The sequence below is a fragment of the Mycolicibacterium elephantis DSM 44368 genome (assembly GCF_004014805.1).
Taxonomy (GTDB): Bacteria; Actinomycetota; Actinomycetes; order Mycobacteriales; family Mycobacteriaceae; genus Mycobacterium; species Mycobacterium elephantis.
On record NZ_ATDN01000007.1, the window covers coordinates 16,322 to 38,061 of the forward strand.

At 68.4% G+C, this 21,740-nt stretch carries 21 protein-coding genes; 5 read left to right on the forward strand and 16 right to left on the reverse strand.

Annotated elements, in window-relative coordinates; genetic code table 11:
- Positions 1-134 precede the first annotated feature (134 nt).
- The 11 genes from groL to MELE44368_RS06530 form a co-directional block, all read right to left on the reverse strand.
- Entirely contained in the window at positions 135-1,763 is a 1,629-nt protein-coding gene (gene groL, locus MELE44368_RS06480) for a chaperonin GroEL (RefSeq protein WP_128107760.1), read from the reverse strand.
- Positions 1,764-1,842: 79 nt separating this feature from the next.
- Positions 1,843-2,145, reverse strand: coding sequence for a co-chaperone GroES (gene groES / locus MELE44368_RS06485; protein WP_046754122.1), 303 nt, complete (start codon positions 2,143-2,145; stop codon positions 1,843-1,845).
- 192 nt (positions 2,146-2,337) lie between these two features.
- Complete coding sequence (locus MELE44368_RS06490; protein ID WP_046754121.1) at positions 2,338-2,790, reverse strand: nuclear transport factor 2 family protein; 453 nt, start codon at positions 2,788-2,790, stop codon at positions 2,338-2,340.
- The gene (gene tsaD / locus MELE44368_RS06495) at positions 2,791-3,816 is read right to left on the reverse strand and encodes a tRNA (adenosine(37)-N6)-threonylcarbamoyltransferase complex transferase subunit TsaD (protein WP_128107761.1); all 1,026 of its coding nucleotides are present in this window, start codon (positions 3,814-3,816) and stop codon (positions 2,791-2,793) included.
- A complete protein-coding gene (rimI, locus tag MELE44368_RS06500) occupies positions 3,813-4,265 on the reverse strand; it encodes a ribosomal protein S18-alanine N-acetyltransferase (protein ID WP_128107762.1) in 453 nt (150 codons plus the stop codon). Before rimI ends, tsaD begins: the two co-directional genes overlap by 4 nt.
- Entirely contained in the window at positions 4,262-4,906 is a 645-nt protein-coding gene (gene tsaB, locus MELE44368_RS06505) for a tRNA (adenosine(37)-N6)-threonylcarbamoyltransferase complex dimerization subunit type 1 TsaB (RefSeq protein WP_128107763.1), read from the reverse strand. Before tsaB ends, rimI begins: the two co-directional genes overlap by 4 nt.
- On the reverse strand, positions 4,903-5,370 hold the full coding sequence (tsaE, locus tag MELE44368_RS06510; protein WP_128107764.1) for a tRNA (adenosine(37)-N6)-threonylcarbamoyltransferase complex ATPase subunit type 1 TsaE: 468 nt from the start codon (positions 5,368-5,370) through the stop codon (positions 4,903-4,905). Before tsaE ends, tsaB begins: the two co-directional genes overlap by 4 nt.
- Positions 5,363-6,481: an alpha/beta fold hydrolase gene (locus MELE44368_RS06515; protein ID WP_241566502.1), complete on the reverse strand. Its 1,119-nt coding sequence runs from the start codon at positions 6,479-6,481 to the stop codon at positions 5,363-5,365. Before MELE44368_RS06515 ends, tsaE begins: the two co-directional genes overlap by 8 nt.
- Positions 6,478-7,647, reverse strand: a complete 1,170-nt coding sequence (gene alr, locus MELE44368_RS06520; RefSeq protein WP_128107856.1) for an alanine racemase — start codon at positions 7,645-7,647, stop codon at positions 6,478-6,480. Before alr ends, MELE44368_RS06515 begins: the two co-directional genes overlap by 4 nt.
- Positions 7,648-7,703: 56 nt before the next feature.
- Entirely contained in the window at positions 7,704-8,090 is a 387-nt protein-coding gene (locus MELE44368_RS06525) for a cupin domain-containing protein (RefSeq protein ID WP_128107765.1), read from the reverse strand.
- A 28-nt stretch (positions 8,091-8,118) separates the two neighbouring features.
- Positions 8,119-9,015 (reverse strand): alpha/beta hydrolase, encoded by an 897-nt coding sequence (locus tag MELE44368_RS06530; protein ID WP_064890165.1) that lies wholly within the window; start codon positions 9,013-9,015, stop codon positions 8,119-8,121.
- A gap of 96 nt (positions 9,016-9,111) precedes the next feature.
- Between MELE44368_RS06530 and MELE44368_RS06535 the strand changes: the two genes are divergently transcribed.
- Positions 9,112-10,149 carry a helix-turn-helix domain-containing protein gene (locus MELE44368_RS06535; RefSeq protein ID WP_128107766.1) on the forward strand — a complete coding sequence of 346 codons (1,038 nt, stop codon included), beginning with the start codon at positions 9,112-9,114 and terminating at the stop codon, positions 10,147-10,149.
- Between the two features lie 4 nt (positions 10,150-10,153).
- Here MELE44368_RS06535 and MELE44368_RS06540 read toward each other — a convergent pair whose 3' ends face one another.
- From MELE44368_RS06540 to glmS, 4 genes are read right to left on the reverse strand one after another with little or no spacing between them, the layout of a single operon-like run.
- The gene (locus tag MELE44368_RS06540) at positions 10,154-11,536 is read right to left on the reverse strand and encodes a glutamate decarboxylase (protein WP_128107767.1); all 1,383 of its coding nucleotides are present in this window, start codon (positions 11,534-11,536) and stop codon (positions 10,154-10,156) included.
- A gap of 15 nt (positions 11,537-11,551) precedes the next feature.
- Positions 11,552-12,973, reverse strand: coding sequence for an NAD(P)H-hydrate dehydratase (locus MELE44368_RS06545; RefSeq protein ID WP_128107768.1), 1,422 nt, complete (start codon positions 12,971-12,973; stop codon positions 11,552-11,554).
- 54 nt (positions 12,974-13,027) lie between these two features.
- Positions 13,028-13,921 (reverse strand): alpha/beta fold hydrolase, encoded by an 894-nt coding sequence (locus MELE44368_RS06550; protein ID WP_164890043.1) that lies wholly within the window; start codon positions 13,919-13,921, stop codon positions 13,028-13,030.
- Complete coding sequence (glmS, locus tag MELE44368_RS06555; protein ID WP_128107769.1) at positions 13,921-15,789, reverse strand: glutamine--fructose-6-phosphate transaminase (isomerizing); 1,869 nt, start codon at positions 15,787-15,789, stop codon at positions 13,921-13,923. Before glmS ends, MELE44368_RS06550 begins: the two co-directional genes overlap by 1 nt.
- 55 nt (positions 15,790-15,844) lie before the next feature.
- Here glmS and MELE44368_RS06560 point away from each other — a divergent pair, with 55 nt between their 5' ends.
- From MELE44368_RS06560 to MELE44368_RS27300, 4 genes are all read left to right on the forward strand, one after another.
- Complete coding sequence (locus MELE44368_RS06560; RefSeq protein ID WP_128107770.1) at positions 15,845-16,699, forward strand: dienelactone hydrolase family protein; 855 nt, start codon at positions 15,845-15,847, stop codon at positions 16,697-16,699.
- Between the two features lie 13 nt (positions 16,700-16,712).
- Positions 16,713-17,753 (forward strand): LLM class F420-dependent oxidoreductase, encoded by a 1,041-nt coding sequence (locus MELE44368_RS06565; RefSeq protein WP_128107771.1) that lies wholly within the window; start codon positions 16,713-16,715, stop codon positions 17,751-17,753.
- Between the two features lie 176 nt (positions 17,754-17,929).
- On the forward strand, positions 17,930-19,201 hold the full coding sequence (locus MELE44368_RS06570) for a DEAD/DEAH box helicase (RefSeq protein ID WP_164890044.1): 1,272 nt from the start codon (positions 17,930-17,932) through the stop codon (positions 19,199-19,201).
- Between the two features lie 81 nt (positions 19,202-19,282).
- On the forward strand, positions 19,283-21,061 hold the full coding sequence (locus tag MELE44368_RS27300) for an HNH endonuclease signature motif containing protein (RefSeq protein ID WP_128107773.1): 1,779 nt from the start codon (positions 19,283-19,285) through the stop codon (positions 21,059-21,061).
- Here the strand turns inward: MELE44368_RS27300 and MELE44368_RS06580 are convergent.
- Positions 21,030-21,632, reverse strand: coding sequence for a diacylglycerol-binding protein (locus MELE44368_RS06580; RefSeq protein WP_128107774.1), 603 nt, complete (start codon positions 21,630-21,632; stop codon positions 21,030-21,032). The genes MELE44368_RS27300 and MELE44368_RS06580 overlap by 32 nt on opposite strands.
- Positions 21,633-21,740 lie beyond the last annotated feature (108 nt).

The window sequence follows — 21,740 nt, forward strand, 5'->3', positions numbered from 1 at the left end:
AATCCTCGACAATCAATACTCCATCGACCACCTCGCCGAGGGCACGGTGCCACCTTGCGCTGAATCAATCGCCGCCATAGATGAAAGGCACCCTCGGCCGGGCGTGGCCGAGGGTGCCCTGACCGCAGATTTATTTAGTGAGCGTGACCATGGTGGTGGCCGTGGCCACCGTGGTCATCCTCTTCCTGGCTTACTTTCTCCACAACCGCCGTCTCGGTGGTGAGCACCATCCGAGCGACCGAGGCCGCGTTCATCAGCGCCGAGCGGGTCACCTTGACCGGATCCACGATGCCGTCGGCCGCGAGGTCGCCGTAGGTCAGCGTCGCGGCGTTGAAGCCCTGTCCCTCAGGAAGTTCCAGGACCTTGCTCACCACGACCGAACCGTCGAGCCCGGCGTTGGTGGCGATCCACTGCAGCGGCGCCGACAACGCCGACGCGAACAGCTCGACCCCGAGCCGCTCGTCGCCCTCCAGGCTGTCCCGCAGCTTGTCGGTGGCCGCACGAGCACGCACCAGCGCCGAGCCGCCGCCGGCGATGATGCCTTCCTCGACCGCCGCCTTGGCCGCGGCGACCGCGTCCTCGACGCTTTCCTTGCGCTCCTTGAGCGCGGTCTCGGTGGCCGCACCGACCTTGATCACCGCGACGCCGCCGGCCAGCTTGGCCAGTCGCTCCTCGAGCTTCTCGCGGTCCCAGTCCGAGTCGCTGGTCTCGATCTCGGCCTTCAGCTGCTGGGCGCGCGCCTCGATGGCCTCCTTGGTCCCGCCGCCGTCGACGATCACCGTGCTGTCCTTGTCGACGACGACGCGCCGCGCGGTGCCCAGCACCTCGAGGCCGACCTCACGCAGCACCAGGCCGACGTCGGGGTTGACCACCTGCCCGCCGGTGACGATCGCGAGATCCTCGAGGAACGCCTTGCGGCGGTCACCGAAGAACGGCGCCTTGACCGCCACGGCCTTCAGCGTCTTGCGGATGGCGTTGACCACCAACGTCGACAGCGCCTCGCCCTCAACGTCTTCGGCGACGATCAGCAGCGGCTTGCCGGCCTCGGCGACCTTCTCCAGCAGCGGCAGCAGATCAGGCAGCGAGCTGATCTTCTCGCGGTGCAGCAGCACCAACGCGTCCTCGAGGACCGCCTGCTGCGCGTCGAAGTCGGTGATGAAGTAGGCCGAGATGAAGCCCTTGTCGAAGCCGACGCCCTCCGTGATCTCAAGCTCGGTGTTCAGCGTCGAGGACTCTTCGACGGTGACGACGCCGTCGTGGCCCACCTTGGTCATCGCCTCGCCGACCATCTCACCGATCTCCTCGTCGCGTGACGAGACGGTGGCGACCTGGGCGATGCCCTGCTTGTCGGTGACCGGCGTCGCCGATGCCAGCAGTGCCTCGGACACCGCGTCGGCGGCCTTGGAGATGCCGACGCCGAGCGCCATCGGGTTGGCGCCCGCGGCGACGTTGCGCAGTCCGCCCTTGACGAGCGCCTGCGCCAGCACCGTCGCGGTGGTGGTGCCGTCGCCGGTCACGTCGTTGGTCTTGGTGGCCACCGACTTCAGCAGCTGCGCGCCGAGGTTTTCGAACGGATCCTCGAGGTCGATTTCACGGGCGATCGTCACGCCGTCGTTGGTGACCTGCGGCCCGCCGAACGCCTTGGCGAGCACCACGTGCCTGCCCCGCGGCCCCAGCGTCACGCGCACCGCGTCGGCGAGCTTGTCTACGCCCGCTTCCAGTGCGCGACGTGCGGTTTCGTCGTACTCAATCAGCTTGCTCATGGATGTCTTTCCCTAGTTACGCATGCCGCCCCGGAGATCACCCGTACAGACGGGGATTTCCGGGGCGGAACACGGGCGCTTACTTGTTGACGACAGCCAGCACGTCGCGGGCCGACAGGATCAGGTACTCCTCGCCGTTGTACTTGATCTCGGTGCCGCCGTACTTGCTGTAGATGACGGTGTCGCCCTCGGACACGTCCAGCGGGATCCGCTTCTCGCCGTCCTCGTCCCAGCGGCCGGGGCCGACTGCGACGACGGTGCCTTCCTGCGGCTTCTCCTTGGCGGTGTCCGGAATGACCAGACCGGAAGCGGTCGTGGTCTCGGCCTCGTTGGCCTGTACGAGGATCTTGTCCTCGAGTGGCTTGATGTTCACGCTCGCCACGATGGAGCCCTCCAGTGGTTCGGGTAGTAGATCCGGGGCCAGGCCCCGGACCTAGAGATTCCAGTGTTACCAGGTGTTCGGCATAGCGTCCGTGCCCAAGCGCCGTCGTCGCGGGTGCCGGCACGTGGGTTGGCCGCCTGCCACCTAGCACTCTATACATGAGAGTGCTAGCACTCAAGGTCACCCCACTGCCTAATTCCCGAAGGCCGTCGGATCGATGCTCAGATGGGCCGACACGTCGCCCACCATCTCCACGTCGACCCTGCGCTCGGTGAAGTGCCAGCCGGCATCGTCGCAGGTGAAGCGGTCGAAATAGCGCCCGACCACGATCGGCTGCAGCGGAACCGTCTCGGTGTTCTGCACGACGCAGAACGTCGAACGTGCCTGCGCGGTGTCGCCGTCCACCTCCACGATCGGGTTGAGCACCAGGTGCCGGGTGCGCGGGGTATTGCCGTGCTCCGGATAGCGGCGCGTGGTCGACGCGAACAGCTTGGCGATGTTTTCCGCCCCGGACACGCCCTGCGGGCCGGACCCGCCGAAGGTAGCCCGCGCCAGCAGCCGCCCGACCCCGTCGAAGTCGCCGGCGTCGATGAGCTCGGCGTAGCGGTACAGCAGCTCGGTGACGGCAAGCTTGTCCGCGGTCACTCAGGCCACCTGTCCTTGCACCACCGGCAGGCCCGGGTCGCTGGCGACATCCAGCGCCGACGGCGTCGCGCCCGCGGCGATCAGGTGAGCCGCGAACGACGCGATCATCGCGCCGTTGTCCGTGCACAGCCGCGGCCGCGGGATGCGCAACGTCAGCCCGGCGGCCGCGCAGCGTTGTGCGGCCAGCTCACGCAGCCGCGAGTTGGCCGCCACCCCACCGGCGATCAGCAGCGTCTTGACCCCGAGGTCGGTGGCGGCGCGGACGGCTTTGAGGGTCAGCACATCGGCGACGGCCTCCTGGAAACCCGCCGCCACGTCGGCCTGCGCGGCATCGGGGTGGCTCTCGACGTAGCGGGCGACCGCGGTCTTGAGCCCGGAGAAGCTGAACCCGTAGGGGTCGTCACGCGGCCCGGTCATGCCGCGGGGGAAGACGATCGCGTCGCGGTCACCGGTGCGGGCCAGGTCATCGAGCACCTTGCCGCCCGGATAGCCGAGGCCGAGCAGCCGCGCCACCTTGTCGTAGGCTTCCCCGGCCGCGTCGTCGACCGTGCTGCCGAGTTCGATGATCGGCTCGCCCAGCGACCGCACGTGCAGCAGGTTGGTGTGCCCGCCAGAGACCAGCAGCCCCACGCACTCCGGCAGCGGGCCGTGGTCGTAGACGTCGGCGGCCAGGTGCCCGCCCAGGTGGTTGACGGCGTAGAACGGCACCTGCCAGGCCGCCGAATACGCCTTGGCCGCAGCGACTCCCACCAGCAGCGCCCCCGCCAGCCCGGGGCCGATGGTGGCCGCGACGACGTCGGGCTTGGGGACGTTGGCCGCGTGCAGCGCGCGCCGCATCGTCGGGCCGAGCGCCTCCAGATGCGCCCGCGAGGCGATCTCGGGGACGACGCCACCGAACCGGGCATGCTCGTCGACACTGGAGGCCACCTCGTCGGCGAGCAACGTCACCGTGCCGTCGGGATCGAGTCGGGCGATGCCGACGCCGGTCTCGTCGCAGGAACTCTCGATGGCCAGGATGACGGTCATGATGGATCTCGTCTCATCGTATAGGCGTCGGCGCCGCTGACACGGTAGTAGCGCTTGCGCACCCCGAGGATGACGAACCCCAAGCTCTCGTACAGCTTGATCGCAGCTTCGTTGTCGGTGCGAACCTCAAGAAAGACCGTTGCCCCCGAAGCGATTTCGAGCAGCCTCGTGACCAGCTGCCTGCCGATGCCCTGGCCTTGGTATGCCGGGTCGACGCCGACGGTGTGGATCTCGTACTCGTAGGGCCGTTTTCGGCCGAGGCGCGCGATGCCGGCGTAGCCGACGAGTTTGTCATCGGTGCGCGCCGCCACGTAATGGATGTGCTTGGCGGCCAGTTCGGCCAGAAACGCTCGCGCAGGCCACGGATCGTCGCCGTCGAACAGCTGCGCCTCCAGCTCGGCGCACCGCGCCGCGTCATGCGGCGTCAGCTTGCCGTATTCGACGTTCATCGGGCGCCCGCAGGCGGTTTGGCGTCGGGGCGTCGCAGGTAGAGCGGGACCAGCGGCGCGGGCTCGGCCGACCAGTCCGCCACCGCCCGCACCAGGCCCGTCGGGGTCGGATAGGTCGGAGGGCCGGCCAGGACCTCGGCTGCCCCGGGCACGTCGGCGGGAGCGTTGACGGCGGGGCCAGCCACCCGCACGCCGTCGCGGTAGCGCGCCCAGTACACCTCGCGCCGGCGGGCGTCGGTGACGACCAGCACCTGGCCGGTGGTCTCGACGCCGATCGCGTCCAGGCTGCACACGCCGTGCACCGGCACGCCCAGCGCATGACCGAACGCCGCCGCGGTCGCCATTCCGACCCGCAGCCCCGTGAACGGTCCCGGCCCGCAACCCACCACGATCGCGTCCAGCTCGTCGATCCTGACCTGCGCGTCGGCCAGCGCATCGACGACGTTGGGGGTCAGCCGCTCGGCGTGTGCGCGCGCATCGACGGTCACCCGCTGGCCCAATATCCGGGCCGAAATAGCATTCCGGGTTGCTGATTCGTCGTTTCGACGACCTGGAATGCTATTTCGCGGCTGCTCGACGCGCAGCACGCCGGCGGTGACCGCCGGGGTCGCGGTGTCGATGGCCAGAACCAGCAAGCTCACGGTGCGCTCCACTCCCACACCGCCGTTCGCGTCTCGCCCTGACAGCCGCGTTCCAGCCGCACGTCGAGATGGCTGTCGGAGAGCCGTTCGGCCACCCCTTCACCCCATTCGACCACCACGACGGCGTCCTCGAGGTCGGTGTCGAGGTCCAGCGAGTCCAGTTCGGCGAGCAGGTCCACCGACGGCTGATCCAGCAGCCGGTACAGGTCGACGTGAATCATCGCCGGGGCTCCCGGCTTTCGCGCACGGTGCACCCTGGCGAGCACGAACGTCGGCGAGATGACCGGACCCTCGACGTCCATCGCCTGCGCGATTCCCTTGGCCAGCACCGTCTTCCCGGCGCCCAGCGGTCCCGACAACACCACCACGTCTCCCGCACGCAGCTGTGCGCCCAGCCGGGCTCCCAGCGCGACGGTGTCTTCCGCGGTGGGCAACTGCGCTGTGCCCGAGGTCCGTTCAGTCATTTCGGACCCGTTCACGCACCCGCCGGCCGAGCGCGACCAGCTTGGACGGCGTCGCCCGCTCGACCAGCCGCACCAGCGCGTCGTCGATGACGTCCGGTCGTTCGAGCTGCACCAGATGCCCCGCGCCGGGCACGATGACCAGTTCGGACTTCTGCAGCGCGTCCGCCATGTGTTGGGAGTACTCCTTGGGGGTGAGGAGATCTCGGTCACCGCAGGCGACCAGAGCGGGAATCTTGGCAAGCGTGGCCAATCCCGCGGTCTCGTCGTGAACCTCGAGTGCGTGCAAGAACTCCACCACCGTCGCGATCGGGGTGTTGTGCATCATCTCCTCGGAGAACGCGACGACGCTCGGGCTGATCTCCTCGTCACCGTAAGAGCCCGCCCGCAGGATCGGCCCGACCACCGACTTGGCGAGGCCGCGGGTGCGGTGCACGGCTCCCGGGGCGTATCGCACGGCGAAGCGCACCGCCTCCAGCGCCGGATTCTTGAGGATCTCGCCGAGTGGCGAGCGCGAGACCCCTTCCGCGGCAGAGGAGATCAGCGCGACACCGACGATGCGCGTCGGGTACCGCTGCGGAAACTGGCGGGCGTGGGACAACACGGTCATGCCGCCCATCGAATGCCCGACCAGCACCACGGGACCGCGGCGCGCCATCACCGCCAGCACGGCCTCCAGGTCCCTGCCCAGTTGAGCGACCGTGTAGTCCTCCGGTGGAGACTCTTCGGACAGGCCGTGGCCGCGTTGGTCGTAGAACACCATGCGCACCTGGTCGCCCCACTGCTGGGTGAGCCGGGCGCGCTGAAAGTGGAAGGCGCCCATGCGTAGACAGAATCCGTGCGCGAAGACGACGGTCAGAAACGCGTCTTTGGGTCCGACCTCGCGCACGGCCAGCGACACCCCGTCGGGCGTGGTCACCACGTAGCTGCGATCGGCGTCGAGCAGCGTGAAGTCCTCGTACGCATGCGGATCGTCGGCGCTGAGCCTGCGGCGCAGCGACCGGGCGACCGAAAAGCCGGCAGCGCTGCCTACCGTGGCCAGGCCCGCCCCGCCGGCCAGCCAGCGGGCGGCCGCGCCACGGTCACGCGGTGGCTCGATTTCGTTGTCCGTCAACGATTCTTGCCTGTCTGTCGACGACCGCGGTAGCTCCTGACCACCCGTCCACGTGGGCTGGTGACCACCTCGTAGTTGATGGTGCCCAGAAGGTCAGCCCAATTCTGCGCGGTGGGCTCGCCGTGGGTGCCCGGCCCGAACAGTATCGCCTCGTCGCCTTCGGACACGTCGCCGTCGGGGCCGAGGTCCACCACGAACTGGTCCATGCAGATCCGGCCGACGTTGCGCCGCAACCGGCCGTTGATCAGCACGTCGATGCGGCCGCTCAACACCCGGAAGACGCCGTCGGCGTATCCGATCGGCAGCAGCCCCAGCGTGGTGTCGTGCTCGGCGACCCAGGTGTGGCCATAGGACACTCCATCGCCGGCTTTGATCGAACGAACCATGGCCACAGGGCATTTCAGTGTCATCGCCGGACGCAGGCCCATGTCGCCGCGTTCGGGGATCGGGGTCTGGCCGTACACCGCGATCCCCGGCCGGACGAAGTCGAAGGCCAGGTCGGGGCGCGTCAGCGCAGCCGGCGAATTGCTCAGGTGGGCGATCTCGAACGGCACCCCCTGCTCGCGCGAGTGACGCAGCATCTCCCGCAGCCGCTCGCCCTGCCGGGTGTTGAGGGGATGATCCGGATCGTCGCCGTGCACCAGATGCGACATCAGGCCTCGCACCCGCACGGCGCCGTCGACCTGTGCGCGCTTCAACGCGGCCAGCAGCGCCGGATAATCGCGCGCGCTGCTGCCGTTGCGGCTCAGGCCGGTGTCGACCTTGACGGTGACGGTCGCGGTGACGCCGGTACGGCCGACCGCGTCGAGCAACTCGTCGAGCTGGCGCACCGATGACAACCCAATCTCGACACCGGCGCTCAGCGCGGGCGCGAAGTCGGTGCCAGGGGGATGCAGCCAGGCCAGCACGGGCGCGGTGACCCCATCCCTGCGCAGCGCCACCGCCTCCCCCACGGTGGCGACCCCCAGTTCGGTGGCCCCCGCGGCCAGGGCGGCCCCAGCGACCTCGGTGGCGCCGTGACCGTAACCGTCGGCCTTGACGATGGCCATTACCTGCGCGGATCCGGCACGCTCGCGCAGCAGCCGCACGTTATGGGCGATGGCGTCGAGGTCCACCACCGCCTCGGCGGGCGCCACGGTGGAGGTCGTCGACTCGGTCGTGTGAATGGTCACTACGGCCGATTGTCCCAGACGGACGGCGCCGGTCGCCGCACGCGACCGCCCTACGCGCTCCCCCGCGGCTGGAGCTGAGTGTTTTCGAGCACAGTGACCGCCAGGATGTCGCTGGGGACGTCGACCTCGATGCGGTGCCAGCGCCCCTTCGGCACGATCACCGCAGCGCCCGCGGCCAACGGTATCTCTTCGTCGTCGCCGGCGCCCTCGGTGCGGAAGTACATGCGGATCGCGCCGGTCAGGCAGGACACGACTTCGTCGGCCCCGGGATGCATCTCCCAGTGATCGGCGTGCGAGTCATCGTTCGTCTCGGTACGGAACGCCATGATGTGCCATCCGTCGCGCACGGCGTCGAACCGGCGTTCGGTGTGCTGAGCCTGACGCTCCCCGGTGAGGCGGATCGCCGCCGAGTACAGATCGATGGGGCTCACAGTCATATCGAATTCCCTTCTTGTGATGGTGTTTTCAGTTCGCCAGCGCCCGGCGCAGCACTCCTGCGAGTTCGGCGATCTGCCGCTGCGACACCTCGGCTGACAGGATCGCCTGCGAGCCGTGGAACGTACCCGCCCATTGGTGTGCCTCAACCGGGACACCCGCCGCCATCAGCCGCATCGCGTAGACGAGCCCTTCGTCACGGTTCGGACAGAACTCCGCGGTCGCGATGTAGGCCGGGGGCAGGCCGGACAAATCCGTGGCTCGGGCAGGCGCGGCGTATGGGCAGGCGGGCGCACCGCCGAGGTAGTGCTTCCAGATCGCGGTCACCTTGTCCCGATTCATCCACGGGGTCTCGGTGAAATTGCGCGCCGACCAGGTCTCCTGTCGGTCGTCGAGGCCCGGCTGGTTGAGCAGTTGGAAGCGGATTGCCGGGCCACCCTCGTCGCGGGCGCGCAGCGCGATCGCGGCGGCGAGCGCGGCGCCGGCGCTGTGGCCGCCGACCGCGATCAGTTCGGGGTGCACGCCCAACTCCACCGCGTGCTCAGCGGTCCACCGCAGCACCGCGTAGGCGTCGTCGACCGCGGCCGGAAACGGGTTCTCCGGGGCCAGCCGGTAACCGACGGACACCACCGTCACCCCGGACTCGGCGGCGAGCCTGGTCGCCCACGGGTGCTCGGTTGCCAAGTCGCCCATCACGAACCCGCCGCCGTGCAGCCAGATGATCGCGGCGTTCGCGTCCGCGGGCCGGTAGACGCGGATCGGCACCTGCGGTTCGGCGGGCACCGTGCGGTCCTCGACCGACACGCCGGGCACGTCGGGCACCGGTATTGCGGCGGCCAGCGCGGCGAAGTTCTTCCGTTCTTCGATGGGATCGGACAGTTCCGCGCGCGGAAACAATGCGACAAACGCTTCGAGTTCGGGATCCATGGTTGTCTATGCTCGGCGCGCGTCCGTCCCGCTGCATCCGCCATTCGTCGGAAATCGACACGTGATCATCCGACGGTCGGCGCATATTCTGCATGCATGGAAGCGTTGGTGGCGCGGCTGTCGCGACTGGACTCCGACGCCGAAGGCGCGCTGCGCGTGGTCACGTTTTTCGACACCCTGATGCGCAGGCGGGTGGACCTGCCTGCGCTGGCGCGGGCGGCGGCGGGCCTGGCTGAATGCACGGCCGGCATCCGTCTGCACGCCACCGGTCGCTCGATCCGAATGTCGTCCGCCGGCACCGAGGTGACCGATCCGGTGCCGATGGTCTCGTCTGAAGCCACCGTCATCCTCGACGAGGAGGACATCGGCGCCGTTTGGCTGGAGCGTCACGGGCCCGGCCGGTCCCTTGACGAACTGCTGTTGGAGCGCCTTGCGATCGCGGTCGCTGCGGTCGTCGAACGGTACGGGCCGGCGCAGACCACGATGGCCGATCCCGCTCTCGTCGAACTGGTGATCAGCAGCGACGCCGACGACGCGAGCCGAAACCGCGCGTTGCGGCTGCTGGGTTTCGCGCCCGGTGCACCGATTCGGGTCGCCGCAGTGCGTTCGTCGATTCCGTTGGACCGGGTCGGTACCGCCGTGTGCACAGCCCGACCGGTCAAAGCGGCGCAACTCGCCGATGTCGGGGTGCTCATGGCCTGCGAGGTGGACGACGCGGCCTTTCCCGCGGGTGTGCGCGCAGGCGTCGGCGTCGCCGAGCATGCCGCCCGGTCGTGGCACGAAGCGCGAACCGCCTTGCGCTTCACCACCGGCCGACAGCCCGTGGTGCGCTATGACGCGCTGGGTGCCCTGGCATTACTGGCGCAGGTGCCCGCCGGTGTGGCCCGGGACAACGCCGATGTGGCTGCCATTGCCCGATTGGCGGTCGCCCCTGAAGATCTCGACACCCTCGACGCCTATTGCACGACCGGTTCGTTGCGTCGTGCTGCCGATGTGTTGCACCTGCATCACAGCAGCGTGGCGCGCCGACTCGAGCAGCTCGGCAAGGCACTGGGTTTCAGCCTCACCGATCCGGACGGGCTGTTGCGCGCCAGCGTCGCGTTGACGATGTGGCGGCTGCTGTGTGACAGCTGAAACCTCAGTGCGCGAAGGGCTGCATGTTGTTGAAGTGTCCGCCCGGTTTGAGCTCGTCGAGGCTGCTCAGCACCGTGGTCAGATCGTCGCGCAGCGCGCGGGCCATGTCAGCCGAAAAGCCCTCCCGGACCACGATGCGCAGCACGGCGACGTCGTTCGCGTTCTCCGGCATGGTGTAGGCAGGCACCTGCCAGCCGTAGGCGCGCAGGGTGTGTGAGACGTCGAACTCGGTGTAGCCGAAATCACCCGCCAGCTTGAAGGCAACGACCGGGATCGCCGAACCGTCGGTGATCACCTCGAAGTGCTCGCTGTCGCGTAGCTGGTCGCCGAGCCAGCGCGCAGTCTGCGACAAGCTGTGCATGACCTGGCCGTATCCCGCGCGGCCGAGACGCAGGAAGTTGTAGTACTGACCGACCACCTGGTTGCCGGGCCGGGAGAAGTTCAGCGTGAACGTCGGCATGTCGCCGCCGAGGTAGTTGACCCGGAACACCAGGTCCTCGGGCAGGTGCTCGGCGCTGCGCCACACCACGAACCCGATGCCCGGATACGTCAGGCCGTACTTGTGGCCGCTGACGTTGATCGACACCACCCGCGGCAGCCGGAAGTCCCACTCCAGGTCGGGATGCAGGAACGGCACCACGAACCCGCCGCTGGCCGCGTCCACGTGCACGGGCACGTCCACTCCGCCGTCGGCCGCCAGCTTGTCCAGGGCGGCGCAGATCTCGCCGACCGGCTCGAGTTCACCGGTGTAGGTGGTGCCCAGGATCGCGATCACGCCGATGGTGTCCTCGTCGACGTTGTCGAGCACCTGCTCTGGGGTGATGACGTAGCGGTCCTTCTCCATCGGCAGATACCGCGGTTCGACGTCGAAGTATCGGCAGAACTTCTCCCACACCACCTGCACGTTGGAGCCCATCACCAGGTTCGGCGTGCGCCCTTTCCAATCCTTGCCGACCCGTTCCCGCCACCGCCATTTCATCGCGAGCCCGGCGAGCATGACGGCCTCGCTGGAGCCGATGGTCGACACGCCGATCGCGCTGGACGGGTCGTCGTCGCGCAGGTCTTCGGCGTGGAAGAGGTCGGCCACCATGCACACACAGCGCTGCTCGATCGCCGCGGTCGCCGGATACTCGTCTTTGTCGATCATGTTCTTGTCGAACGTCTCGGCCATCAACTGCCCGGCCTGCGGATCCATCCACGTCGTGACGAACGTCGCCAGGTTCAGCCGGGAACTGCCGTCGAGCATCAGCTCGTCGTGGATGAACCGGTACGCCGCGTCCGGGTGCATCGATTCGTCGGGCATGCGAAGTGACGGAACCGGCGCCATCTCCAGCCGTCCCGTATAGGCGGGAGCGACAACCGGTGCGGACGTGCGCTTTCGCGACATGACATACCCTTTCGTCTACAAACTGGCGATGGCACTGCGGATGTGCGCGAGGATGCGCGACGCGGAGGTGGGGGCGGCCTGCGGCCCCGGGTCGAGCGCGGAGAAGTTCGCCGCGCGGCTGTGGACGAACGCCGCAGCGGCGGCCGCTTCCCCGGCGGGCAGGCCCGACGCCAGCAGCGCCCCGATCATGCCCGACAGCACATCACCGGATCCCGCTGTGGCAGCCCATGATTGGCGCGCCGGGCTGAGGCAGACCCGGCCGCCGGGTTCGGCGATGACGGTGACGTGGCCCTTGAGCAGCACCGTGGCGCCGAACCGGTCGGCCAGTTTACGGGTGGCGCCGACGCGGTCCTGGCCCGGCGGCGCACCGGCCAACCGCGCGAATTCGCCTGCGTGCGGGGTCAACACGGTGGGTGCGGCGCGCTCGGCGACGAGGTCGGGATGCGCGGCGAGGATGGTCAGCGCGTCGGCGTCGACGATCACCGGCAGGTCGGTCTGCAGGGCGAACCACACGGCGGAGGCGCCTGCCTCGTCGGTGCCCAGCCCGGGACCGACCACCCACGCCTGTACCCGGCCGGACGCGCCCGCGCTGGGCGCGGCGATCACCTCCGGCCAGTGCGAAAGTACCTGTTGCGCAGCACTACCGGCGTAACGCACCATGCCCGACGTCGCCGCCACCGCGGCCCCGGTGCAGAGCACCGCGGCACCGGGATAGGTCGCCGAGCCGGCCAGCACCCCGGTGACGCCCTGGGTGTACTTGTCGTCGGTGGGCCGGGGCACCGGCCAACGCGCCTTGACGTCTGCGGCCTCCATCTCGAACATGTCCGAGGGCGGTAGGTCCAGACCGATATCGACCAGTTCGACGCGGCCGCAATCGGCCAACGCGTGAACGGGTTTGAGGCCGCCGAAGGTGACGGTCAGCTTGGCGGTGACGTGCGCGCCGTCGGTGGCTCCGGTGTGGACGTCGACGCCGCTGGGGATGTCGACGGCGGCAACCGGGATGCCTGCGGCGTCGACGGCGGCGAACACCTCCGCGGCGTTGGGGCGCAGGGGTCCGGACCCCGAGATGCCGACGATGCCGTCGATCACCAGATCGGTTGTCACCGGCACGCTTTGCACGATGCGGCCCCCGGCGCCGGTGAACGCGGCCAGCGCCTTGGCATGGGTGCGTTCCGGGTTCATCAGCACCGCCGACACCGTCGCGCCGCGCCTTTTCAGGAAGGTCGCGGCCCACAGCGCGTCGCCGCCGTTGTCGCCGGAGCCGACGACCGCGCAGACACTGCGGCCGGCGACACCACCCGTGAGCTGGACGAGTTCGCGGGCGATCGCGGCGGTCAGCCCGTAGGCGGCGCGGCGCATCAGGGCACCGTCGAGCAGGGACGCCAATAGCGGAGCTTCGGCCGCGCGAATCACATCAGCCGAGTAGTAGTACCGCATCCCCGTTACCCTACGTCGGTCCCGGTCGCCGAGGCTGACGTTTGCTGCACAAGTTCAGTTCCGGAGATCGACGTGATCCCAGAACGCACCCGCACGATCGGCGATCTCGGTCGCGTATTCGCCGTTGATGGCGTGGGAGGCGTCCGGCCACAGTTCGACCTGTCCGCGCGGCAACAGCTTTCGCGCCCGTGCCGCGGCGCGGCCGGCGTCGTGCATCACGCTGCGGCCCCCGATGAGCGCCAACACCGGGATGTCGAGCGACCTCAACTGCTCGTCGGTGATGAGCTTGGGCATCGCCTTGCGTATCACGTAATCGGTGGAACCGGCGGAGATCAGTGCGGCCTCGGGCAGCGAGGCGTCGACCTCGCCGCCGCCGGAGATCCAGCTGAGCACTCGCCTGCGCAGGCGGTCCGGGACCCCGGGTAGAAACAGCGTCGGCGAGGCCAGCACCGCCTTGACGGCGATCGGAGCGAACGTGAACACCGGATCGAGCACCACCAGTGAGGCCGCCCGTCCCGGCCGGCGTACCGCATAGTTGACCACGGTCCAGCCGCCGATCGACACGCCCATGAGGTGCACGCGGTCCAAGCTCAGCGCATCGAGCGCGTCGTCGAGCCACTGGGCCTCGTCGTCGGGTCCGGTGATCGGCTTGCGCTGCACGGACATTCCGGCCTCACCCAGCAGGTCGACCCCGAGCACGGGGCGGTGTTCCAGCAGCGCCGGGATGTTGGCCCGCCACATCGGCGTCGACGCGTTGCGCCCCGGTAGCACCAAGACCGGCGTTCCGTCGGTGGCCCCGTCGAACCGGTACGTCCGCACGGTTCCGAACCGTGTTGGCACGTCACGGGTTTGGCTGACCGGCGGCAATCCGGTCATCGCCTTCTGATAGACGTCGAGAAAGTGTGCGCGGGCCCGGTCGTTCTTGAAGTCCCCGACCCGGCTCGGCACTATTCGACGGTGACCGACTTGGCCAGGTTGCGGGGCTTGTCGACGTCGTAGCCGCGGGCCTGCGCGACGCCTGCGGCGAAGACCTGCAGCGGGATGGTCGACAGCAGCGGCTGGAACAGCGTCGACACCGTCGGTATCTCGATCAGGTGGTCGGCGTACGGCTGGACCGTGTCGTCGCCCTCCTCGGCGATCACGATGGTGACCGCGCCGCGCGCCTGGATCTCGCGGATGTTGGACAGCAGCTTGGCGTGCAGCATCGGCGCGTTCTTCGGCGAGGGCATCACCACGATGACCGGCAGGTCGTCTTCGATCAGCGCGATGGGGCCGTGCTTGAGCTCACCGGCGGCGAAACCCTCGGCGTGCATATACGCGAGTTCCTTGAGCTTCAGCGCGCCTTCGAGGGCCACGGGATAGCCGACGTGGCGGCCGAGGAACAGCACGGTGTGCGACTGCGCGAATTTGTGCGCGAGTTCACGCACCGGCTCCATGACGTCCAGCACCCTGGACACCAGGTCGGGCATGGCCTCCAGCTCGCGGTACTCGCGTTCCACCTCGTCGGGATACTTGGTGCCGCGGGCCTGCGCAAGTGCCAGGCCGACAAGGTAATTGGCGGCGATCTGCGCGAGGAACGTCTTGGTGGACGCGACGCCGATCTCCGGCCCGGCGCGGGTGTAGAGCACCGCGTCGCATTCTCGCGGGATCTGGCTTCCGTTGGTGTTACAGATGGCCAGCACCTTGGCCTTCTGCTCCTTGGCGTGCCGCACCGCCTCGAGCGTGTCGGCGGTCTCACCGGACTGCGAGATCGCCACGACGAGGGTGTGCCGGTCCAAAACCGGGTCCCGGTACCGGAATTCGCTGGCCAGCTCGGCCTCCACGGGCAGTCGAGTCCAGTGCTCGATCGCGTACTTGGCGAGCAGCCCGGAGTGGAAGGCGGTGCCGCAGGCCACCACGAAGACCTTGTCGATCTCGCGCAGCTCCTGATCGGAGAGCCGTTGCTCGTCGAGCACGATCCGGCCGTCGGCGAAATGACCGAGCAAGGTGTCGGAGACGGCGGCGGGTTGCTCCGCGATCTCCTTGAGCATGAAGTACTCGTAGCCACCCTTTTCGGCGGCCGAGATGTCCCAGTCGATATGAAACGACCGGGCGCTTGCGCCGTCGTCGGCGCCGTCGAAGTCGGTGATGCGATATCCGTCCGCGGTGACCACCACCGCCTGGTCCTGGCCCAGTTCGACGGCGTCGCGGGTGTGTTCGATGAATGCCGCCACATCCGAGCCGACGAACATCTCACCGTCACCGACGCCGAGGACCAGCGGAGTCGAGCGCCGCGCGGCGACGATCGTGCCCGGATCGTCGGCGTTGGCGAACACCAGCGTGAAGTGGCCCTCGAGCCGGCGAAGCACGGCCAGCGCGGAGGCCGCGAAGTCGCCGGCCGTGGGGCCGTGCCGGTACTGCCAGGACACCAGGTGCACCGCGACCTCGGTGTCGGTGTCGCTGGCGAACTCCACCCCGGTCTTCTCGAGCTCGGCGCGCAGCGCGGCGTAGTTCTCGATGATGCCGTTGTGGACGACGGCGAACTTGCCGGTGCCGTCGCGGTGCGGATGGGCGTTGCGGTCGGTGGGTCTGCCGTGGGTGGCCCAGCGGGTGTGGCCGAGCCCGGTGGTGCCTGCCAGGCTCGCCGCTCCGGTGGCGCTGAGCTCGGCTTCCAGGTTGGCCAGCCGGCCGGCGCGCCGACGCACGGTCAGGCCGCCGTGGCCGTCGAGCAGGGCGACCCCCGACGAGTCGTATCCGCGGTACTCCATCCGGCGTAGCGAGTCGACGACGATGTCGCAAGCAGGGCGTTGCCCCACGTAGCCGACGATTCCGCACATAGCCATAAAGGGTAGTGCAAGAGCTGCGTCACACCCGCTGCGCTACGGTTCGGAGGTGGCCAGCACGAAGAAGCTCTTCACTGCGTTGACCCGGCGCGGACCGCACCGCGTTTTGCGTGGTGACCTGGCATTTGCCGGTCTTCCCGGCGTCGTGTTCACCCCGGAGTCGGGGATGAACCTCCCGGGGGTGGCCTTCGGTCACGATTGGGTGGCAAAAGCCGACCGCTATCACGGCACGCTGGAGCATCTGGCGTCGTGGGGCATCGTCGCGGCGGCGCCCGACACCGAGACGGGATTGGCCCCCTCGGTCATCAATTTCGCCTTTGACCTGGGCACCGCGCTGGACATCATCACCGGCGTGCGGCTGGGGCCCGGCAAGATCAGCGTGCACCCGACCAAGCTGGGCGTCGTCGGTCACGGTTTCGGCGGTTCGGCGGCGGTGTTCACGGCGGCTGGGATTCCGGCCGGGCCGCACGCCCCGAAAGCCGTCGTCGCGGCGTTTCCCAGCGTCACCAGGCCGGCGGCAGAGGAACCGGCGGCGACGCTTGCCGTGCCCGGCCTGGTGCTGACCGCCCCGGGTGACCCGATGACATTGCGGTCCAATGCGGTGGAGCTGAGCCGCGCCTGGAAGACGGCCACGCTGCGCACGATGAACAAGGCCAAGGCTGGCGGGCTGATCGAAGGCCGCAGGCTGGCCCGTGCGGTGGGGCTGCCCGGCGCCGATCGCAGCACTCAGAAGGCGGTGCGGGCGCTGATCACGGGCTACCTGCTGCACCTGCTCACCGGCGACAAGACCTACCGCGACTTCGCCGACCCGGAGGCCGCGCTGCCCAAGGCGCCCGCGGTCGACCCGTTCTCCGACGATCCGGTGGACCTGCAGGACAAGGTCGTCGCCCTGCTGAAACCCTAGGAGCCGTACCGCTGTGCGCACCGGAATCTTCCTGAGCTACGCCGGCGGCTTCCTCGACGCCGTCGAGGAGGTCGTCGAGCTGGAGAAAGTCGGCGTCGACATCGCGCTGGTGGCCGAGGCCTACTCCTTCGACGCGATCAGCCAGCTGGGCTTCCTGGCGGCCAGGACGTCGCGGATCGAGTTGGGCACCGGCGTCGTTCCGATCTACATCCGCACGCCGACCTTGCTTGCGATGACGGCCGCGGGCCTCGACTACGTCTCCGGCGGCCGGTTCCGGCTCGGCATCGGCACCTCGGGGCCGCAGGTGATGGAGGGTTTCCACGGTGTGCCGTTCGACGCGCCGTTGGGCCGCACCCGCGAGGTGGTGGAGATCTGCAGGCAGGTCTGGCGTCGCGAGAACGTGCAGTACGACGGCAAGCACTACCAGATTCCGTTGCCGGCGGACCGGGGCACCGGCCTGGGCAAACCGCTGCACCTGATCAACCACCCTGTGCGCGACCGCATTCCGGTGACCATCGCCGCGCTTGGCCCCAAGAACGTGGAGCTGACCGCGGAGATCGCCGAGGGCTGGCAGCCGGTGTTCTTCTACCCGGAGAAGGCCGACGAGGTGTGGGGGTCATCGCTGCGGGCGGGGTTCGCGAAGCGGGATATCTCACTGGGGCCGTTGGATGTGATGGTCAGCGCGACGTTGGCGATCGGTGATGACGTCGAGGATCGGTTGTCTTGGGCGAAGCCACAATTGGCGTTGTACATCGGCGGCATGGGAGCGCGGGGGCGCAACTTCTACCACAACCTCGCGACCCGATACGGGTACGGCGCAGTGGCCGATCACATCCAGGACCTCTACCTCGCGGGTAAGAAGGTCGAAGCGATCAACGCGGTGCCCGACGAGTTGGTCCGTCAGGTCTCCCTTGTCGGGCCACGGGGATTCGTGAAGGAACGGCTGGCGGCGTTCGCGGAGGCCGGCGTCACGACGATGCTGGTGCATCCGCTCGCCGGCGATCGGCGCGAATCGGTGCGCTTTGTCGAGGAGCTGCAGTCGCTGCTGCCGTAGCCGATTAACCGAATCGGCGGCGTACCTGTAGAGTGGGTGCAGCGGCATCTTCTGTTCTGCCTTTTGCCGCTTCTCGATCGTCATACCGAGCGCCGCGGAACGATCCGCGCCGGGCAGGACGACCATCTGACTTTCGGAGTTTTTTCTTGTCTGTTCAAAACACTTGTGGCACAAGCGTGCCCACCTTCGCTGACCTCGGCCTTCCTGAGGCCGTCGTCGCCGTCCTCGCCGCCAACGGCGCCGAGACCCCGTTCCCGATCCAGGCGGCGACGCTGCCCGACTCGCTGGCGGGCCGTGACGTGCTCGGCCGGGGTCGCACCGGATCCGGTAAGACTTACGCGTTTCTGTTGCCGATGGTGACGAGGCTCACTGCACACCGCGCCAAGCGGGTGTCCGGCCGGCCGCGGGCGGTCATCCTCGCGCCCACACGCGAACTCGTGTCGCAGATCGCCGCATCGCTGGCGCCGCTGGCCGCCGCGACCGACCTTCGCACGGTGACGATCTTCGGCGGCGTCGGTCCCCAACCGCAGATTCAGAAGCTGCGTGCCGGCGTCGACGTCGTGATCGCATGCCCCGGTCGCCTGGAAGACCATGTGCGGTCGGGCCATGCCGACTTGTCCGCCGTCGAGATCTCGATCCTCGACGAGGCCGACCACATGGCCGATCTGGGGTTCTTGCCGCCGGTGAAACGGTTGCTGGACAAGACTCCGCGCGATGGGCAGCGAATGCTGTTCTCCGCCACATTGGATGGCGGCGTGGACGTGTTGGTCAAGCGGTACCTGAACAACCCTGTGGTGCACAGCGTGGATTCGGTGGAGGCACCGGTCACGGCGATGGAACATCATGTGCTGCATGTCGACAAGGCGGCGCGCATCAACGTGCTGACCGACCTTGCCGCATCACCCGGTCGCACCATCGTCTTCGCTCGCACCAAGCACGGAGCCAAAGCTCTTACCCGGCAGTTGAATTCGCGCGGTATTCCCGCAGTCGAGTTGCACGGCAACCTGTCTCAGAATGCTCGCACACGCAACCTCGCGGCGTTCTCGGACGGTTCGGCGACCGTGATGGTGGCGACGGACATCGCTGCACGGGGAATCCATGTCGACAACGTGAACCTCGTCGTACACGCCGATCCGCCGGTGGAGCACAAGGCGTACCTGCATCGATCCGGCCGGACCGCACGCGCGGGGGCCGACGGCACGGTGGTGACGCTGATGCTCGACGACCAGGTGCACGACGTGCGCCGGCTGGTCCGCAAAGCGGGCGTGAAACCGACGATCACGCGGTTCAACGGTGCGTCACACCCGGTTTTGCACGAGATTGCGCCGGGCGAACGGACGTTCTCGAAGGCCTTTGTGGCCAACCGGCCGGAGCCCACCGCGCCGCAGCGCCCGCGTCGACGCCGGCCGTCTCGGCGGAGACGTCCGGCTGGAGCCGCAGCCGGCTAGAAGCCCGCGACCCCTGAACCTCCGATAAGCCGCTGACCTGCGGGGTCTGTTTTGTCAGACCCCTTTGGCAGTATCGAACGTATGTTCGGGTTTGAGTTTCGGTCGGTCGAGGAGGCCGATCTGGTGGCCGAGATCCAGGCCTGCACCCGTGTCGAAGCCCAGGCCGCGGCGCGGCGGCTGGCCGCGATCGGCGAGTTGGCGGCGCGCGCGACCGAACCCGACGACGACGACCGCCAACAGTGGCTGGTGGATCTGTGGGCCTGTGCGGGTGCTGAGGTGTCGGCGGCGATGGGCATCAGCGACCACCGCGCCAAACAACAACTGGCCATCGGGCTCGCTTTGCGCGAGCGGCTACCCAAGGTCGCCGCCCTGTTCAGCACCGGGGCGATCAGCGCGACGTTGGTGTCCACCATCACCTGGCGCACCCACCTGGTCATCAGCGCCGAGTTGGCCGCCCGTATCGATACCGCGATCGCCGAGCACGCCCGCGGGTGGGGAGCCCTGTCACAACAGCGCCTGCAGTTGGCCATCGACGCGATCGTGGAAACCCACGACCCCGATGCGCGGCGGCGCTTTCATGAAGCCGCGCGCCACTGCGATGTGCAGATCGGCAAACCCGATGACGCCACCGGCACCGCCTCGGTCTATGGCCGACTCACCGCCCCCGATGCCGCGCTGCTACACCAACGCATCCTCGAGCTGAGCACCAGCGTGTGCGATGCGGATCCGCGCAGCGCCGGTCAACGCCGCGCCGCCGCCCTGGGTGCGATCGCCGCCGGAGCCGAGCAGCTGGCCTGTCACTGCAACAGCCCACAGTGCCCACGCGCCGGGGCCCCCGACCCGCGCGCCACCGCCATCGTCATCCACGCCATCACCACCACCCCCACCACTGCGAGCAAGACCACCGCCGGATGCTCCCCTGGTGCCAACCTCATCCCCGAAGACGCCGACTCCGTGGTGGTGCCCGACGACAGCGAGACGACTACCGCTACCAATACCGACACCGCTGACGTCGGTGGGTCTGAGAACACCACGACCAAGCCCGAATCACGCAGACCCGATCCGCCCACCCCCACCGACGAACCCACCCCGCCGGTCGACGATGAGCCGCCACCCGTGGACGATGAGCCGCCGCCACCGCCGCTCGACGACGAGCCACCACCACCGGTCGACGATGAGCCACCACCACCGGTCGATGACGAGGCCACCGCGGATGCGTCGGCGACACCAAATAAACCTGCCGTCGGGTCGGTCTATGAGCCGCAGCCGCAACCGGGCGCTGCGGCGGCGATCATCCTCGGCGGTGGCGGGGTGATCCCCCCAGCCTTGTTGGCCGAACTGATCGCCAACGGCGCCACCGTGCGCAACGTGTATCGCCCCGAGGACATCGCCGACGCGGGCTACCGGCCGCCGCGGGCCTGCCAACGCTTCATCCGCATGCGCGATCTGACCTGTCGCTTCCCCGGCTGTGACCGCCCCGCCCAACACTGCGACATCGACCACACCATCCCCTATCCGGCCGGGCGCACCCACCCCTCCAACACCAAATGCTTATGCCGCCTGCATCACTTACTCAAAACCTTCTGCGGCTGGCAAGACCACCAATACCCCGACGGCAGCATCGAATGGACCTCCCCCAGCGGACACACCTACACCACCCACCCGCTCAGCCGCATGCTGTTCCCACACTGGGACACCACCACCGCCGACCTGCCCCCACCCACACACCCACCCCCACCACCTTCAGCCCAACGCCACCTGAAGATGCCCCGCCGACGACGCACCCGCGCCGCCGACACCACCACACGCATCAACACCGAACGCAAACTCAACGCCGCGACTCCACCGTCGTACCGCTGAATTCCACGGATGCCCTTCTCCTGGCCGCGATCTCACCAAGCATCGCCACGACGACACCGAATGCGAAATACAGCGGCGGCAGCCACGGCCCCACGCCGAACAATCCATCGGAGTCATCGTGATAGGCGAACAAGCCTGCTTTGGCGAGCGCGATCTCGACCGCGGGACCTACGACGGCGGCGAGTGCACCGCACACCACCGACGGCGCGTCTCCCCATGCGCACCAGATGATTACCGCCATCGCGATGATCAGCGTCGTGCTCGGTACCGTCGGCGCACCGTGCACCAATGCCGTCGTGACATAGGTCCCGATCACCGCGGCGACACCAGCGATCCCCTGTCGAACGGTTACGTCAGTCCGCGGATTCGGTAGATGAAGGCGAATCTCGGCGAGTGAGGCGGTGGCCGCACCGACCAGAATTGGAAACCAAATCGGGCTGCTCCACACGAACGGCACCGCGTCGGTGAAGTATTCGGTCGTTCGGGTGACGACATGGCTGTGGTCGCCGACGAGCGATGCCGCCGCGCCCAGCAGGAAGAAGAATGCCAACTCGCGCACACGTAATTTCACGATCGGACCGTACCGCGCCGCCGTTCTATGGTTCGCGAAATGTGCACCAGGGCGGTGATTACGCAGCCGTCACAACCCTGGTGTAGAAATCGAGACCCGATCAGTAGC